Annotated in this window: 17 protein-coding genes; 15 read left to right on the top strand and 2 right to left on the bottom strand. The window is 64.7% G+C overall.

The window, feature by feature from the left end; genetic code table 11:
• Positions 1 to 5: 5 nt before the first annotated feature.
• From B9P64_RS09090 to B9P64_RS09060, 7 genes are all read left to right on the top strand, one after another.
• Positions 6 to 1,529 (top strand): protein adenylyltransferase SelO, encoded by a 1,524-nt coding sequence (locus tag B9P64_RS09090; protein ID WP_085315888.1) that lies wholly within the window; start codon positions 6 to 8, stop codon positions 1,527 to 1,529.
• 77 nt (positions 1,530 to 1,606) lie between these two features.
• The gene (gene msrB, locus B9P64_RS09085) at positions 1,607 to 2,011 is read left to right on the top strand and encodes a peptide-methionine (R)-S-oxide reductase MsrB (RefSeq protein ID WP_085315887.1); all 405 of its coding nucleotides are present in this window, start codon (positions 1,607 to 1,609) and stop codon (positions 2,009 to 2,011) included.
• A gap of 51 nt (positions 2,012 to 2,062) precedes the next feature.
• Positions 2,063 to 2,686, top strand: a complete 624-nt coding sequence (locus tag B9P64_RS09080) for a septation protein A (RefSeq protein WP_085315886.1) — start codon at positions 2,063 to 2,065, stop codon at positions 2,684 to 2,686.
• 1 nt (position 2,687) lies between these two features.
• Positions 2,688 to 2,960: a BolA family protein gene (locus B9P64_RS09075; protein WP_085315885.1), complete on the top strand. Its 273-nt coding sequence runs from the start codon at positions 2,688 to 2,690 to the stop codon at positions 2,958 to 2,960.
• Between the two features lie 154 nt (positions 2,961 to 3,114).
• Positions 3,115 to 3,915, top strand: a complete 801-nt coding sequence (locus B9P64_RS09070; protein ID WP_085315884.1) for a peptidylprolyl isomerase — start codon at positions 3,115 to 3,117, stop codon at positions 3,913 to 3,915.
• Positions 3,916 to 4,006: 91 nt separating this feature from the next.
• Positions 4,007 to 5,932, top strand: coding sequence for a bifunctional isocitrate dehydrogenase kinase/phosphatase (aceK, locus tag B9P64_RS09065; protein WP_085315883.1), 1,926 nt, complete (start codon positions 4,007 to 4,009; stop codon positions 5,930 to 5,932).
• 29 nt (positions 5,933 to 5,961) lie between these two features.
• The gene (locus B9P64_RS09060; protein WP_085315882.1) at positions 5,962 to 6,558 is read left to right on the top strand and encodes a hypothetical protein; all 597 of its coding nucleotides are present in this window, start codon (positions 5,962 to 5,964) and stop codon (positions 6,556 to 6,558) included.
• Positions 6,559 to 6,586: 28 nt separating this feature from the next.
• Here B9P64_RS09060 and B9P64_RS09055 read toward each other — a convergent pair whose 3' ends face one another.
• Positions 6,587 to 7,129 carry a YaeQ family protein gene (locus B9P64_RS09055; RefSeq protein ID WP_085315881.1) on the bottom strand — a complete coding sequence of 181 codons (543 nt, stop codon included), beginning with the start codon at positions 7,127 to 7,129 and terminating at the stop codon, positions 6,587 to 6,589.
• Between the two features lie 14 nt (positions 7,130 to 7,143).
• Positions 7,144 to 8,184 carry a serine/threonine protein kinase gene (locus B9P64_RS09050; protein ID WP_085315880.1) on the bottom strand — a complete coding sequence of 347 codons (1,041 nt, stop codon included), beginning with the start codon at positions 8,182 to 8,184 and terminating at the stop codon, positions 7,144 to 7,146.
• 212 nt (positions 8,185 to 8,396) lie between these two features.
• On the opposite strand from B9P64_RS09050, the gene ppc reads away from it, so the two are divergent.
• The 8 genes from ppc to B9P64_RS09015 all read left to right on the top strand — a co-directional run bounded on the left by ppc (position 8,397) and on the right by B9P64_RS09015 (position 16,522).
• Positions 8,397 to 11,201, top strand: a complete 2,805-nt coding sequence (ppc, locus tag B9P64_RS09045) for a phosphoenolpyruvate carboxylase (protein WP_085315879.1) — start codon at positions 8,397 to 8,399, stop codon at positions 11,199 to 11,201.
• 439 nt (positions 11,202 to 11,640) lie between these two features.
• Entirely contained in the window at positions 11,641 to 12,219 is a 579-nt protein-coding gene (locus B9P64_RS09040; protein WP_085315878.1) for a DUF4255 domain-containing protein, read from the top strand.
• A gap of 5 nt (positions 12,220 to 12,224) precedes the next feature.
• Positions 12,225 to 13,052: a hypothetical protein gene (locus tag B9P64_RS09035; protein ID WP_085315877.1), complete on the top strand. Its 828-nt coding sequence runs from the start codon at positions 12,225 to 12,227 to the stop codon at positions 13,050 to 13,052.
• Between the two features lie 18 nt (positions 13,053 to 13,070).
• The gene (locus B9P64_RS09030; protein WP_085315876.1) at positions 13,071 to 14,624 is read left to right on the top strand and encodes a phage tail sheath family protein; all 1,554 of its coding nucleotides are present in this window, start codon (positions 13,071 to 13,073) and stop codon (positions 14,622 to 14,624) included.
• An 84-nt stretch (positions 14,625 to 14,708) separates the two neighbouring features.
• Positions 14,709 to 15,167 carry a phage tail protein gene (locus B9P64_RS09025; protein ID WP_085315875.1) on the top strand — a complete coding sequence of 153 codons (459 nt, stop codon included), beginning with the start codon at positions 14,709 to 14,711 and terminating at the stop codon, positions 15,165 to 15,167.
• Positions 15,167 to 15,643 carry a phage tail protein gene (locus B9P64_RS09020; protein ID WP_085315874.1) on the top strand — a complete coding sequence of 159 codons (477 nt, stop codon included), beginning with the start codon at positions 15,167 to 15,169 and terminating at the stop codon, positions 15,641 to 15,643. The genes B9P64_RS09025 and B9P64_RS09020 overlap by 1 nt, the downstream gene beginning before the upstream one ends.
• 8 nt (positions 15,644 to 15,651) lie before the next feature.
• Positions 15,652 to 15,828 carry a DUF5908 family protein gene (locus tag B9P64_RS25645; protein WP_176256777.1) on the top strand — a complete coding sequence of 59 codons (177 nt, stop codon included), beginning with the start codon at positions 15,652 to 15,654 and terminating at the stop codon, positions 15,826 to 15,828.
• A 1-nt stretch (position 15,829) separates the two neighbouring features.
• Entirely contained in the window at positions 15,830 to 16,522 is a 693-nt protein-coding gene (locus B9P64_RS09015; protein ID WP_085315873.1) for a CIS tube protein, read from the top strand.
• Positions 16,523 to 16,524 lie beyond the last annotated feature (2 nt).

Raw genomic sequence — 16,524 nt, 5'->3', positions numbered from 1 at the left:
CCGTCATGAACGCACGAAGCTCTGAGCCGGACGCTGGCGCGGTCTGGCCCAAAGGGATCACGCTCGCCAACCGTTTTGCCCGCCATCTGCCCGGCGATTTCTATGCCGAGGTCGATCCGGTGCCGCTGCCCCAGCCGCATCTGGTGGCGGTCAGCCGCGAAAGCTGCGCCCTGCTCGACCTCGACCCCGCCGAATTCGACCGCCATGAGCTGGTCGAGATCTTTGCCGGCAACCGCATGCTCGGCGGCACCCAGGCGCTGGCGGCGGTGTATTCCGGCCACCAGTTCGGCGTGTGGGCCGGCCAGCTCGGCGACGGCCGGGCGCATCTGCTGGCCGAGATCGAAGCCTCGACCGGCCACTGGGAAGTGCAGATCAAGGGCGGCGGCCCCACGCCCTATTCGCGCTTCGCCGACGGCCGCGCGGTGCTGCGCTCGTCGATCCGCGAATTTTTGTGCTCGGAAGCCATGGCCGCGCTCGGCGTGCCGACCACGCGCGCGCTGTGCATCACCGGCTCGCCGCAGCCGGTCGCACGCGAGACGGTCGAGACCGCCGCCGTCGTCACCCGGCTCGCGCCGAGCTTCGTGCGCTTCGGCTCGTTCGAGCACTGGGCCTCGCAAAAGCGCATCGACGAGTTGCGCACGCTGGCCGACTTCGTCATCGCCACCCAGTACCCGCAGCTGCGCGAAGAGCCCCAGCCCTATGCCGCGCTGCTCAAGGAAGTGGCGCTGCGCACCGGCCGGATGATTGCGCACTGGCAGTCGGTCGGCTTCATGCACGGCGTGATGAACACCGACAACATGTCCATCCTCGGGCTCACGCTCGACTACGGCCCGTTCGGCTTCATGGAAGCCTTCGACGCCGAGCACATCTGCAACCACTCCGACAGCGATGGCCGCTACGCCTACCGGGCCCAGCCGCATGTGGCGCACTGGAACCTGTACCGGCTCGGCAATGCGCTCTACCCGCTCATCGGCGATGTGGATGCCACGCGCAAGGCGATCGAGGACGGCTTCGGCCCGGGCTACAACGACAGCTTCTTTGCGCTCATGCGCGGCAAGCTCGGCCTCGCGCAGGCGCATGCCAGCGACGACCAGCTCATCGGCAGCCTGTTCAAGCTGATGCAGGAGAACCATCCCGACTTCACGCTCACCTTCCGCACGCTCGGCCAGCTGCCGGCGGCGGTGAGCGAAGCCGACCGCATCGCCGCCGACGCACCGCTACGCGACCACTTCATCGACCGCGCCGCCTGCGACGCCTGGCTCGCGCAATGGCGCGCCCGCCTCGCGCTGGAGCCGGCCCGGCCCGACGCCGAGCGCCAGGCCGCGATGAACGCCGCCAATCCGCGCTTCGTGCTGCGCAACTGGATCGCCGAGGGCGCCATCCGCGCCGCCCGCGAAGGCGATTTCTCCGAGATCAGCCGGGTGCTGCGCTGCCTGCGCCGCCCCTTCGACGAGCAGCCCGAGAACGCCCATTACGCCGCCCTGCCGCCCGACTGGGCCAGCGGTCTCGAAGTGAGCTGCTCCAGCTGATCCGCCCGGGCGCGGAACCTGCCGCCGCGCCTGCCGCCCAACGCGAAACCCGACCCGCCGCAGCAAGGAGACGAAGCATGAGCGACACCCCCAAGAAAGTGGTCAAGACGCCCGAACAATGGCGCGCCCGCCTCGACGAGATGCAATACCTCGTCACCCGCAAGGCCTACACCGAGCAGGCCTTCACCGGCAAGTTCTGGGATCACCACGAGCACGGCATCTACCGCTGCGTGTGCTGCGGCACCGCGCTGTTCGAGTCGGACACGAAGTTCGACTCGGGCTGCGGCTGGCCCAGCTATTTCCGCGCGCTCGATCCCGACAATGTCGAGGAGAAGCGCGACACCAGCCACGGCATGATCCGCACCGAAGTCATCTGCAAGGTCTGCGATGCGCATCTGGGCCATGTCTTCCCCGACGGCCCGCCGCCGACCGGCCTGCGCTATTGCATCAACTCGGCCTCGCTCACCTTCGAGCCGATCTGAAACCTTGCGTCGCTACAATCGCGCGCCATCGCTGACCCGCCCGGACCCCGCATGAAGCTGCTGTTCGATCTCTTCCCCGTCGCCCTGTTCTTCGCGGCCTTCAAGCTCGCCGAGATGGACCCTGCCGCGGCCGCCGAACTGGCCACGCACTGGTTTGGCGCGCTGGCCGCCGGCGGCGAGATCGGCCCGAAGGAAGCGCCGGTGATGTGGGCCACGGTCGCCACCATCGCCGGCACCGCGCTGCAAGTCGTCTGGCTGCTGCTGCGGCGCAAGCGCATCGAGCCGATGCTCTGGATCAGCCTCGGCATCGTCGTGGTGTTCGGCGGCGCGACGCTCTGGTTTCACAACGACGTGTTCATCAAGTGGAAGCCGACGGTGCTGTACTGGGCCTCGGCCGGCGGGCTGGCAGTGGCGCAGTTCGGCTTCGGCAACAACTTCATCCGCAAGATGATGGGCGCCGAGATCAGCCTGCCCGATGTCGTCTGGCTGCGCCTGCTGATGGCCTGGATCGGCTTCTTCGTGGCCATGGGCTGCATCAATCTGGCCGTCGCCTTCAGCTTCCCGCTCGAAACCTGGGTCAATTTCAAGATGTTCGGCTCGATGGGGCTGATGCTCGTCTTCGTGGTCGGCCAGGCGCTCTGGCTCGGCCGCCATCTGCCCCAGGGAGAGAACTGACATGTCCGATGCCGCCACGCCCGACCTCATCGCCAGTGCGCTGCGCGAAAAATTCACGGTGCACGCACTGCGCATCGAGGACGACTCGCATGAGCATGCAGGCCACCAGTCGGCTGGCGGCGGCGGTCATTACACAGTCGTCATCGTGGCCGACGAGTTCGCCGGCAAGCGCTCCGTGGCCCGTCATCGCCTTGTGTATGATGCCCTCGGCTCGCTGATGCAGACCCGCATCCACGCACTGGCCATCGACGCCAAGAGCCCGTCAGAGGCTTGAAGCAATCAGCCGTCCGCCGATCAAAGTTCGCTTAAATCACCATCAAGAGCCCACGGCTCGTCTCCCATGAGCACCGCCGCACCGTCCACCGATCGCACCGCGATCGCCAGCCGGCCACAGGCGCCCGTGCCAAACATTTCCTGAGGACTGATTCATGAAGTTGAAGCAACTCCTGACGGTCGGCTCGTCTGCCGCCGCCACGACGCTGATGACCGTTGCCCTGTGCTCGCCCGCCGCGGCGCAAAACGCCGCCGTGGTCAACGGCAAGGCCATCCCCTCGGCCAAGGTCGACGAGATCGTCGCCGAGGTGAAGAAGCAGGGCCAGCCCGACAGCCCCGAGTTGCGCAGCCAGATCCGCGAAGACCTCGTGATGCGCGAAGTCTTCATGCAGGAAGCCGTCAAGCAGAAGATCGCCGACCGCCCCGAAATCAAGCTCGCGCTCGAGAACGCGCGTCAGCGCATCCTGTTCAGCGCGCTGGCGCAGGACTACATCAAGTCGCATCCGATCACCGACGCCGACGTGCAGGCCGAGTACGACAGCGCCAAGCAGCGCATGGGCAACGCCCAGGAATATCACGCGCGACACATCCTGGTGGAGAAGGAAGACGACGCGAAGGCGATCATCGCCAAGCTCAAGGGCGGCGCCAAGTTCGAAGACCTGGCCAAGCAGTCGAAGGACCCGGGCTCGGCCGCCAACGGTGGCGATCTCGACTGGGCCCCGGCCACCAACTACGTGCCCGAATTCGCCGACGCGCTCACCAAGCTGACCAAGGGCCAGATCACCGAAACCCCGGTGAAGACCCAGTTCGGCTATCACGTCATCAAGCTCGAAGACACGCGCGCGACGCAATTCCCGCCGTTCGAGCAGGTCAAGAAGCAGATCCAGGAATCGCTGCAACAGAAGAAGCTGGCGACCTACCAGAAGCAGTTGCGCGACGCCGCCAAGGTTCAGTAAGTTCGTTCAAGCGTCGCCATGATGAAAGGCGCTTCCGGGCAACCGGGAGCGCCTTTTTTATTGCGGCATCAGATCGATCGGAGGGGGAGACATGAGCCAGACCACCAAGCGCTCGGCCAATGAAGCACGCAGCCTTGCCCAAGCCATCTCGCAGGTGATCCTGTGGGGTTTCAACAAGCATTACCGGCTGTTCCGCGAGACCTCGGCGCTGGCCAAGGACCGCTTCGAGCGCGCCGACTGGCATGGCGTGCAACAGGCCGCGAGCGACCGGATCCGCTTCTACGATCTGCGCGTGAGCGAAACGGTCGAGCGCATCGAGAACGAGTTCTCGTCCTCGCTGGGCGACGAGGATGTGTGGCAGCGCGTCAAGTTCGAGTACGTGGACCTGCTGCTCGACCACATGCAGCCCGAATGCGCCGAGAGCTTCTTCAACTCGGTGGTGTGCAAGCTGGTCAAGCGCGAGTACTACCACAACGATTTCATCTTCGTCCGGCCGACGATCTCGACCGAATACCTCGACGCCGAACCGCCGTCCTACAAGAGCTATTACCCGCTCGACTTCCGCGCCGAAGGCGAATCGCCGGCCACCGGACTGCGCCATGTGTTCCGCGAACTCATCACCGATCTGGATTTCGCGGTGCCGTTCGCCAACCTCGACTACGACCTCGATTGCATCGAGCGCGCGCTGGCCGAGGTGCTGCCCGACAACTTCCGGCCGCTGCCCAATCATCAGGTGCAGGTACTGCGCTCGCCGTTCTTCCGCAACAAGGCCTGCTATCTGATCGGCAAGGTCATCAACGGCTTCCGCGAGCAGCCGTTCGCGCTGGCGATCCGGCATGAGCGGCGCGATTCGCTGACGGTGGATGCGCTGCTGCTGGAACGCGATCACATCCTCACGCTGTTCTCGTTCGCGCGGTCCTACTTCTTTGTCGAGATGGAAGTGCCGGCGGCCTATGTGCGCTTCCTGCGCCAGATCATGCCCAACAAGCCCAAGGCCGAGCTGTACTCGATGGTCGGCCTGCAGAAGTTCGGCAAGACGCTGTTCTACCGCGACTTCCTCGACCATCTGCGTCACAGCACCGACCAGTTCCAGATCGCGCCCGGCATCCGCGGGCTGGTGATGCTGGTGTTCTGCCTGCCGTCCTTCCCCTATGTGTTCAAGGTCATCAAGGACAAGATCGCCAGCACCAAGGACACCTCGCGCGCGCTGGTGCGCGAGAAGTTCCAGCTCGTGAAGCAGCACGACCGCCTCGGCCGCATGGCCGACACGCTGGAGTACAGCGACGTGGCCTTCCCGCGCGAGCGCTTTGCGCAGGAGCTGCTCGACGAGTTGCAGGAACTGGCGCCGTCGATGCTCCAGGTCAACGACGACACCGTGGTGCTGCGCCACTGCTACATTGAGCGCTACATGCGGCCGCTCAACATGCACATGCAGCAGGCCGACGACACCGAGCTGAGCCGCGCGCTCATCGAGTACGGCAATGCCATCAAGGAACTGGCGGCGGCCAACATCTTTCCGGGCGACATGCTCTACAAGAACTTCGGTGTGTCGCGCCAGGGCCGGATCGTCTTCTACGACTACGACGAGATCGAGTACATGACGACGATGAACTTCCGCCGCATACCCACGCCGCGCAACGAGGAGGACGAGATGTCGGGCGAGGTCTGGTACACGGTCGGCAAGTACGACGTGTTCCCCGAGGAGTTCAAGCCCTTCCTGCTCGGCAACCCCAAGGTGCGCGATGTGCTGCTTGCGCACCACGGCGACCTGTTCACCGCGGAGTTCTGGCAGGGCTTGAAAGACCGCATCGGCAAGGGCCACATCGAAAGCGTGTTTCCTTATCCGGCCGCGCTGCGCTTCATCAACCGCTTCCCGCCCGCCGGCGACGAAGCCTGGGCCGTGTTGCGCGCGGCCGAGAACGATGCCGCCGCCAGCGCCACCGCCACGGCGCCCATCGCCCTCGTGAGCGCGCCGCTCACGGCACGTTCGAGCATCGTCGGACTCAGCTCGGTCTGAGCCGCCCATTCATCCCGTACAGGAATCGCATGAAGAAGATCGTCACCCTCGCGCTTGCCATCGCTGGCGCCACCGCCCTGCCCGCCGGCGCGCATGAAATCGGCGTGCTGTTCGACCAGCAGGGCGGCCGCTCGCAGGACTCGAGCACGACCAGCGTCGACATGGTCAAGCCGCGCGGCAAGGCCATTCGCGGCGCCTACACCCTGCTCGACCTGGCCGTGACCGAAGTGGCCATCACCGGCACCTGGCACGACAAGGCCGACGACGACATCGTGAGCGCGCCGCCGAGCGGCTACACGCGCGGCAGCTTCTCGTACGTGGCGCTCGGCGCGCAGGTGGATTGGAAGCTGCTGCTCAACGTGAATGCCGGGCTGGAAATGCGCCGCGAGAAGGTCACGCTCGACCGCAGCGGCGGTGGCAGCGAGGACCAGAGCTTCACCCGCCCCTGGGCACGCCTGGGTCTGGGCTGGTCGCTGCCGCTGCCGGTGGTGTCGCCGTTCGTGCGGCTGGAGGCGGGCTATGCGCTGACCCACGACAGCCTGCCGGCCAATGCCAGCGCGTCCGACTTCGCCAAGGCGATCGCGCCGCGCTATCAGGTGGGCGTGTACGGCGGCGTGCGCTTCTGAGCCTGACCGCGCCGCCTGAGCAATCTGTTCAGGCGGCGCGCTTCACCGTGTCGAGTGCAACCGCAAACGCGTCGTCGGCGCCGGTCCACATCACTTCGCCGTCCTGGATCGTGCAGTCGAGCTGCATGCCGCGTTCGGCGCAGCGCGCGAGCTGCTGGCTGCTTTCGCTCGACACGATGACCACGCCGAGGTTGTCGAGCTTGTTGAGGTCGGCGCGGTTCTTGTCCCACCACATGCCGGCGGTGCGGCCGTAGGCATAGACCATCACCCGGTCGGAACGCGCGGCGGCCTTCTTGACCAGCCGCGCCTCGGGCAGGCCGACATCGATCCAGAGCTTGACCCGGCCGGTGTAGTCGTGATGCCAGAGGTCGGCGTTGTCGTCGCTGGTCATGCCGGCGCCGAACACCAGCGACTCGTCGGCATGCAGGCCGAAGGCCAGCACGCGGACCATCATGCGTTCGTCGGTCTCGGACGGATGGCGCGCGATGGTGAGCGCATGGCTCGCGTAGTAGTGGCGGTCGAGGTCGTTGACCTGCAACTGCGCCTTGAAGATGGTGGAGCCGAGCGCCATGCGGGTTTCCGGAGTCAGACGACGAGCGGCGGCTCGTCCATCAGCGCGATCTGTTCGCGCAGTTCGAGGATGCGGTCCTGCCAGTACTTGACTGTGCCGAACCAGGGAAAGGCCGCCGGAAAGGCGGCGTCGCTCCAGCGCTGGGCCAGCCAGGCGGAGTAGTGGATGAGGCGCAGCGTGCGCAGCGCCTCGACCAGATGCAGCTCGCGGCGGTCGAAATCGCAGAAGTCTTCATAGCCGGCGAGCACGTCGCTCAGCTGCATCGTCATCGCGGCGCGGTCGCCGGACAGCAGCATCCACAGGTCCTGCATGGCGGGGCCGCTGCGCGCGTCGTCGAAGTCGACGAAGCAGGGTCCGGGCGGATCGCCACGGTCGTTCCACAGCACATTGCCGGCATGGCAGTCGCCGTGCAGCCGCAGCGTGGCGACCGCACCGGCGCGCTCGTAGCAGGCGGCGACGCGGTCGAGCGCGAAGGCGACGGTGCTGGTCCAGGCCTCGCGCAATTCATCGGGGATGGCGCCGTGCGCCAGCAGCCAGTCGCGCGGCGCATGGCCGTAGCTGGCCAGATCGATGGCCGGGCGCGCTGCAAACGCTGTCAGCTTGCCGACCGCATGGATGCGGCCCAGAAAGCGCCCCATCCATTCCAGCGTCTCGGGCCGGTCCAGCTCGGGCGCGCGGCCGGCAAAGCGCGGGAACACCGCATAGCGAAAGCCGCCCACCGTGGCGAGCGTGCCGGCGGCATCGACGACGGCGCCGGCATCGCGCGCCAGCAGCTGCATGGGCGCGGCGACCGGAATCTCGCGCTCGACCAGCTCGGCGACGAAGGCATGCTCCTCGGCGATCGCCGGATCGCTCCAGCGGCCGGGCCGGTACACCTTGACCACCACCGGCGGCGCGTCGTCGAGGCCGACCTGGAACACGCGGTTCTCGTAGCTGTTGAGGGCGAGCAGGCGGCCGTCGGTGATGAAACCGAGTGCATCGAGCGCGTCGAGCACCTGTTCGGGCGTGAAGCCTGCGTAGGGCGCGGCGGCGGTTTCAAGCGGGGTGTCGGTCATGGGCGGCGGATGCTAGCACGCGGTTTTTCGGGGTCTTTCGGCTTGCATGGTGCGCCCGAAGCGGCCGCGCAACCGGCCCGCCGCAAGTAAATTCACACGGCTGGATTGGTCCTTGCTAAAACCGCAGCCGCGCCGCGAAGCGCACGGCTTACCCGGCCGCCACGACCCGGCCACCGCCGCGTCACCTCCCATCGATAACAACCGAGACCGCAATGCCCGCAGCCCGCGCAACGCAGACCCGCAGCCGCACCGCCGCGCCCGACGACGCCGCCCTCATCGACAACATCCGCCTGCTCGGCCGCATCCTCGGCGACGTGATCCGCGAACAGGAGGGCGCCGCCGCCTTCGAGCTGGTCGAGCGCATCCGCCAGCTCGCCGTCGCCTTCCGGCTCAAGAAGGACGACAAGGCCGGCAAGACGCTGACCCGCCTGCTCAACAACCTGGCCAGCGACCAGGCGGTATCGGTCATCCGCGCGTTCAGCTATTTCTCGCATCTGGCCAACATCGCCGAAGACCGCCACAACGCGCGCCGGCTCGAGAACGAAGCCATCGACGGCACCCACGGCGCCGGCACGCTCGACAACAGCTTCGAGAAGCTGGCCGACGCCGGCGTGCGCGCCGCCGACATCGCCGACCTGCTGCAACGCGCCTGGCTGTCGCCGGTGCTCACCGCGCATCCGACCGAGGTGCAGCGCAAGTCCATCCTCGATACCGAGCATGCGATCGCCGAGCTGGTGCAGGAACGCGACCGGCTGCGCGCGCCCTACGACATCGCGCGCAACGAGACCCAGCTGCATCAGCGCATCACCCAGCTCTGGCAGACGCGGATGCTGCGCTACACCAAGCTCACCGTGGCCGACGAGATCGAGAACGCGCTGAGCTATTACGGCCTCACCTTCCTCGAACAGATTCCGCGCGTGTACGCCGAGCTCGAGCAGCGTCTGCCGGGCCACGACATCGGCAGCTTTCTGCGCATGGGCAGCTGGATCGGCGGCGACCGCGATGGCAACCCCTTCGTGCTGGCGCCGACGCTGCGGCTCGCGCTGCGCCGCCAGAGCGACACCGCGCTGCGCCACTACCTGCGCGAAGTGCATGCGCTCGGCGCCGAGCTGAGCACCACCACGCTGCTCAAGCCGGCCGCGCCCGAACTGCTGGCGCTCGCCGACGCCTCGGGCGACAAGGCCGAGCACCGCCGCGACGAGCCCTATCGCCGCAGCTGCGTCGGCATCTACGCCCGGCTGGCCGCCACGCTCAAGACGCTGGCCGGCGGCGAACCGGCCAAGTACGTGGTCGTGCCCACCACGCCCTATGCCAACGCCGAAGACTTCCTCGCCGATCTGCGCACCATCGAAACCTCGCTGCTGGCGCACCAGGGCGAGGCGCTCGCCAACATGCGGCTGCGGCCGCTGATCCGCGCGGTGCAGGTGTTCGGCTTCCATCTCGCCACCATCGACCTGCGCCAGAGCAGCGACAAGCACGAGGCGGTCATCGACGAGCTGCTCAAGGTGGCCAGGCTGGAGCCCGACTACTCGGGCCTGGACGAAGCCGCCAAGCAGACGCTGCTGCTCCGGCTGCTCAACGATGCGCGCGGCCTGCGCGTGATCGGCGCCCAGTACGGCGAGCTGGTCGAAAGCGAGCTGGCCATCGTCGAGGCGGCGCGCGACATCCTCAAGACCTACGGCCGCCAGGCGCTGCGCCACTACATCATCAGCCACACCGAAACGGTGTCCGACCTGCTCGAAGTGCTGCTGCTGCAAAAGGAAGTGGGCCTGCTGCGCGGCACGCTCGACGACGGCGCGGTGGCCGACCTGATCGTCTCGCCGCTGTTCGAGACCATCGGCGACCTGCGCAATGCCGCGCCGATCATGGCCGCCTTCTACGAGCTGCCCGGCATCGCCCGACTGATCGAAGCCTCGCGCGTCGGCGCCGTGCCCGAGCAGGACATCATGCTGGGCTACTCCGACAGCAACAAGGACGGCGGCTTCTTCACCAGCAACTGGGAGCTCTACCGCGCCGAGACCGCGCTGGTGAAGCTGTTCGACGAATTGCGCGCCCGCCACGGCATCGTGCTGCGGCTGTTTCACGGCCGCGGCGGCACGGTAGGTCGCGGCGGCGGCCCGAGCTATGACGCGATCCTGGCCCAGCCGCCCGGCACGGTGAACGGCCAGATCCGCCTGACCGAGCAGGGGGAGGTGATCGCCTCCAAGTACGCCCATCCCGAAGTCGGCCGGCGCAATCTCGAAACCCTGGTGGCCGCCACGCTCGAAGCCAGCCTGCTGCATCCGAGCAAGGCCGCGCCCAAGGCCTTCCTCGAAACCGCCGACGCCATCTCGACCGCCAGCATGGCCGCCTACCGCAAGCTGGTTTACGAGACCTCGGGCTTCACCGACTACTTCTTCAGCGCCACCCCGATCCGCGAAATCGCCGAACTCAACATCGGCTCGCGCCCGGCCTCGCGCAAGGCCACCCGCGCCATCGAGGACTTGCGCGCGATTCCCTGGGGCTTCAGCTGGGGCCAGTGCCGCGTGGCGCTGCCGGGCTGGTTCGGCTTCGGCTCGGCGATCGAAAGCGTGCTGGGTGAAGGCGACGACCGCCCGGCCAGGCTGGCGCTGCTGCAGAAGATGCACAAGCAATGGCCGTTCTTCCGCACCCTGCTGGCCAACATGGAAATGGTCGCGGCCAAGTGCGATTTCGCGGTGGCACTGCGCTATGTGGATCTGGTCGAGGACAAGAGGCTGGGCAAGCGCATCTCGGCCGCGATCCAGGCCGAATGGGAGCGCACCAATGCCGCGCTCGACGCCATCCTCGGCACGCCGGGCCGGCTGGCGTCCAACCCGTCGCTCGCGCGCTCGATCGAATACCGCTTCCCCTATCTCGATCCGCTCAACCACTTGCAGGTCGAACTGCTGCGCCGCTACCGGCTGCAGAAGGACAGCGGCACGGTCGATGTGCGCGTGCAGCGCGGCATCCACCTGTCGATCAACGGCGTGGCAGCCGGTCTGCGCAATACCGGCTGACGCCGTCCGGTACTGCAAGCCAGGCCCCCGCGACCGAAAGGTTTCGGGGGCTTTTCATTTGATATTGGCAAGTACCTACATTCGTTTTGACATTCTCTTATTCGCCAAAGACACGCGCCAGAAAGAGGAAATAGTTCACGATTTTCTGCACCTCCTAACCTTGACTGAGCATCGAGATACTTGGCCGTACCATCAAGCGGCGAATTGAATTCAAGAAACTCGCACGATTTCTGTGGCAAACGCCATAGAATCTGCCGCGCGCCGCCGCTGGCACTGCTCAATCGCCGCCGGCGCAATCCTGCAAGCATCGACTTTGTGTCCAGATCGTTTCTGGCCACCACCACAGTCCGGCGACCCGAATTCAAGCCTCGCAACCCGAACCGATCATGTCTCCCTGTCTTTCGGCCCTGCTGGCAACGCCTGAGCGAATCCGGTCGCAATGATTGCCGCTGCCCTCGACCATATTGCCGCCTATCTCAATCAGGCATTGCGTCGGCGCTTTCTCGTCGATGAAGACTTTGCAGTCGTGGCGCCCGTCACCGAAACCGACGGCAGCGCCGCCATTCATGTAGCCAACAAGCTGGCGATCTTTCTCGTCAACATCGAGCGCGATACCGTGGCCCATGCCGGCCCCGGCAATTCCAGCGCCAGCCGCGCATTGCAGCGGCCGATGCCGATCTATCTGAATTTGCGCATGATGATTGCGGCAAGCTTTGGCGCCAGCAATTACCGCGAAGCGCTGAAGCTGCTTTCCAACGCCATCAGCCTGTTGCAGATTCAATCGGTATTCGACCGGCAGAACACGCCCGAACTCGATCCGCGCCTCGACAAGCTGATCGTCGATCTCGAAAGCCTCAGCAGCAACGATCTGAGCAATCTCTGGGGTGTGCTCGGCGGCCGTTATCTGCCGTCGGCGCTTTATCGGGTGCGGATGGTCGCCTACGACTCGACCGCGATTTCGGCCCGCGTCCCGGTCATTTCCGGCACCGATTCTGGCATCGTGCCGCGGGGGAATTGAGCGCAATGGCCAGTTATCGTCCGCTGCTGCGCCTGACGGTCGAACACGGATATTTTTCCGATGGGCTGTGCCGCACCGCCCGGTTTGCGCCGGCAGCCGATTTTCTGCGCATTGCCGCTGCCTTTGGCGGCATCGTCCGCAATATCGGCAGCGGCATCGAATTGCATTACGACAGCGAGCGCCAGGATGTGCTCGCCGATCTGATCGGCGATGCGACCGAACCGTTGACGATTCGGCTCGACATTCGCTTCGATGCCGATTTTGCCAATTACACCGCCGGTGGCCTGCTCGGCCGGCAGACATTGTCGCTGTCGGCACGGGACCGCGCGATCGATGCCGATGGCCGAATCCGGCTGCATTCCGACGCCACGCTCGATTTCTCCGAGCGCAGCGCCGAACACAGCCAATCGGCCCGGCCCGGCAGCGAAGCGACCGAAATCGGCTTGAGCATTGCACTCGGCCCTGACGATCTGGCCCGGCTGCCGCTCGATTGCGTCATGAGATTCGCGCCGCGTTCTGCCTACTGGAAATATCTGCTGGTCGGCGATTGGCCGGTCGAGCAATTGCGCATCGTGGACAACGACGGCCAGATCGATTTCACGCCGACCGGCAATGAAGCACTCGGCGCCGGTCAGCAGGCCAGCGGCTTCATTTCCGCCCGGCCACTGGTCATTCAGCAGCGTTCAAGCTGCCGATTCGAATTGCGTCAATCTGTCGATGGCATCGACAAAGTCATGGTGAAGCGGCTGCCGGTGGCCGATGCTTCCCATTTTCACCGCGAGCTCCGCGACGGCATGCCGGCGCTGCTTTCGGAAATCTATATCCATTGCTAACCGCTGACGGAGACCGACATGGCCTACAAGACACCAGGCGTTTATATCGTCGAGAAGAACGCCTTCCCGAATTCCGTGGTCGAGGTTGCGACCGCCGTGCCGGTCTTCGTCGGCCATACGGAACGTGCCGACAATCGCGGCAAGAGCCTGACCAACAAGCCCTGGCGCATCAGCTCGCTGGCTGAATTCCATCAATACTTTGGCGCCGGTCCGGCCGCGCGCTTCAATATCGAGAAGAAGGCCGACGGCTCGCTCGCCGATTCGGCCTTCACGCTCAATGGCAGCGAATATCTCGTGAGCCAGCCCGACGGCCCGGACGGTGGCCGCTATCTGCTGTATTACGGCATGCTGCATTTCTTCCAGAACGGTGGCGGCCCCTGCTATATCGTTTCGGTCGGCGATTATACCAAGCCGCTCGATCCCGATCTGCTGCGCGCCGGCATCCTGCAACTGGTCAAGGAGCAGGAACCGACCATCGTCGTGATTCCGGATGCGGTATTGCTGACCGAGCCGGCCTGCATTGCCGTGCAACAGGAAGCGCTGGCCCATTGCGGCGGCAAGATGCGCAATCGCATTGCGATTCTGGATGTGTGGGGCGGCTACAAGCCGCGCACCGATCCCGACGGCGATGTGGTCGAGCAATTCCGCAACGATCTGGGCAAGAACTATCTCGACTTTGCGGCGGCCTATTACCCGTGGGTCAATACCAGCCTCGTGCAGGACAAGAATCTCAGCTACGACAATGTCATCAACAAGGACGAGCTGATTGCCCGCATCAAGGAAGAACTCGGCCTGCCCGATGCGGCGCCGGCCGATGCGACCACGCGCGTCAAGCAGACCATCGAGGCGATCGACAATATCGCCAAGGATTGGTCGGCCGACAAATCGCTTTCGGCCGCCGATATCGCGGTGGAAAAGGCGCTGGTCGACAAGACGCTGCGCACCATCAGCAATGTCTACAACGCGGTGCTGGCCGACATCCGCTCCAAGCTCAACCTGCTGCCGCCGAGCCCGGCCATGGCCGGTGTCTACACCATGGTCGACGGCAGCCGAGGCGTGTGGAAGGCGCCCGCCAATGTGAGCCTGGCCGGCGTGGTTTCGCCGGCGGTCAATATCTCGCATGACGAGCAGGAAGATCTGAATGTGACCGCGCAAGGCAAATCGATCAATGCGATCCGTTCATTCATTGGCGAAGGCGTATTGGTCTGGGGTGCGCGCACCCTCGATGGCAACAGCCTCGATTGGCGCTATGTGAATGTGCGCCGCACCATGATCATGCTCGAGGAATCCTGCCGCCTTGCCGCCAAGGCCATGGTATTCGAGCCGAATGTGGCCAATACCTGGGTCACGATCAAGAGCATGATTTCCAATTTCCTCGCCAGCATCTGGAAGCGCGGCGGCCTGGCCGGTGCCGTGCCCGACGATGCCTTCAGCGTGCATGTCGGCCTCGGCGAAACGATGACGCCCGAAGACATTCTCGAAGGCATCATGCGCGTGACCGTATTGGTGGCCATTTCGCGCCCGGCCGAATTCATCGAAATCACCTTCCAGCAGCAAATGCAGAAGTCCTGATGATGCCGGCGCCGATGCGGCAATCGTCACATCGGTCGCGCGCTCAACTTTCAAACATCGCAAACATCTTGGTGGAGATCGATCATGGCTGACGACGGTTCAGAACAGACAAAGGCAATTTGGCCGCTGCCCAAGTTCTATTTCGAAGTGAAATGGGACTCCACGGTCATGAAGTTCCAGGAAATCTCGGGCCTCGACATCGAAGCCCAGCCGCTCGAATACCGGCATGGCGACAGCAAGGAATTCTCGGTGCTCAAGATGCCGGGCATGAAGAAATTCGGCGACATCACCATGAAGAAGGGCGTGTTCAAATCCGATAACGCCTATTGGGACTGGTTCAACCAGATCAAGATGAACACGATCAAGCGGATTCCGGTCGTGATCAGTCTGCTCGATGAAGCCGGCGCGCCGACCATGGTCTGGACGCTGAAAAATGCCTGGCCGACCAAGATCACCGGCACCGATCTCAAGTCGCAGGGCAATGAAGTAGCCGTCGAAACGATCGTGATTGCCCATGAAGGGCTGACGATCGCGAATAGCTGATGCCCGATATCGGGGACGTTCCCGATCCCGACTATCCACTGCCGGCTTTTCATTTCGCGCTGTCGCTGTCCCGGGGCGGTGCCTCGGGCGATGCCTCCTTCATGGAGGCATCGGGCATCGGCCCCGAAATGCAGACCGAAACCGTGATCGAAGGGGGCGAGAACCGCTTCGTGCATGTATTGCCGGGCGGATTCAAACATCCGCGCCTGGTGCTCAAGCGTGGCATCACGCGGGCCGATACGAAATTTGGCGCCGATTGCTGGTCGCTGCTGTCGGGCGGATTCGCCAATGCGGTCGTGCCCTACAAGGCCATTTACCTGATGCTGCTCGATGCCAATGCCACGCCGGTGCGCACCTGGTCGTTCGAGAATGCCTATCCGGTCAAATGGTCGGTCGATCCTTTCGGCTCGACCAAGAATTCGGTGGCGGTCGACAGCATCGAGTTCTCGTATACCAATGTGACGCTCATTCTCTGAAACAGGCCATGACCATCGAAATCAGGCAAATGACGATCCGGTCCACGGTCAATACCCGGCCGCAGGGCTGCGATGCCGACAATTGCGATCCGCCGGCCGACAAGGTCGAGGATATCCGGCGCGAAATCCTGGCCGAATGCCGGCTGATGTTGCAGGAATCGCTGCGCGAGATGCGGGAGCGCTGAGATGCCGGCCGCCTCGGGCACGAAGGAAATGCTCAAGATCCAGCCCTGCGAAATCGAATCGGACGGCTCGGTCACGGTCAAGAGCGGGCCGTATTACTCGGCCATGATCAATCCGGCCAAGCTCAGCTATACCGGCGGCATCGGCTATTCCTGCGCCAAGCCGCAAGGCGCACTCGGGCTCGAATCGAAATTTCGCGCCTACGACACCAATACGCTCAAATTCGATCTGGTCATCGATGGCACTGGCGCCGTGCCGCCCGCGCATCGCGATGCAAAGCAGACCGTGGCCCAGCAGATTGCGCGCTTGAGTCAGGTGGTTTACGACTACAAGGGCGCCAAGCATGAGCCCTGGCGGGTGCAGATCGTCTGGGGCACTTTCAGTTTCTATGGCCGACTTTCCAGCCTGTCGGTCGATTACACGCTGTTCAAGCCCACCGGCGAGCCCTTGCGCGCGAAGGTGTCGCTCGCTTTCTCGGGCTTTCTGAGCGCCAAGCAGGCGGCGCGCATGGCCAACAAGTCGTCGCCCGACCTGACCCACAGCATTACCGTGCGCGAAGGCGATACGCTACCGCTGCTGTGCTATCGCATTTACCGCGACTCGGGCTATTACCCGCAGGTCGCGCGTTTCAACGATCTTGCCGATTTCCGCGATCTGCGGCCCGGCATGCAATTGCAATTTCCGCCGCTGGAGTAAGC

It is taken from the genome of Derxia lacustris, from assembly GCF_002105195.1.
Lineage (GTDB): Bacteria > Pseudomonadota > Gammaproteobacteria > Burkholderiales > Burkholderiaceae_E > Derxia > Derxia lacustris.
This window is presented reverse-complemented; position numbering and strand designations above follow the sequence as displayed.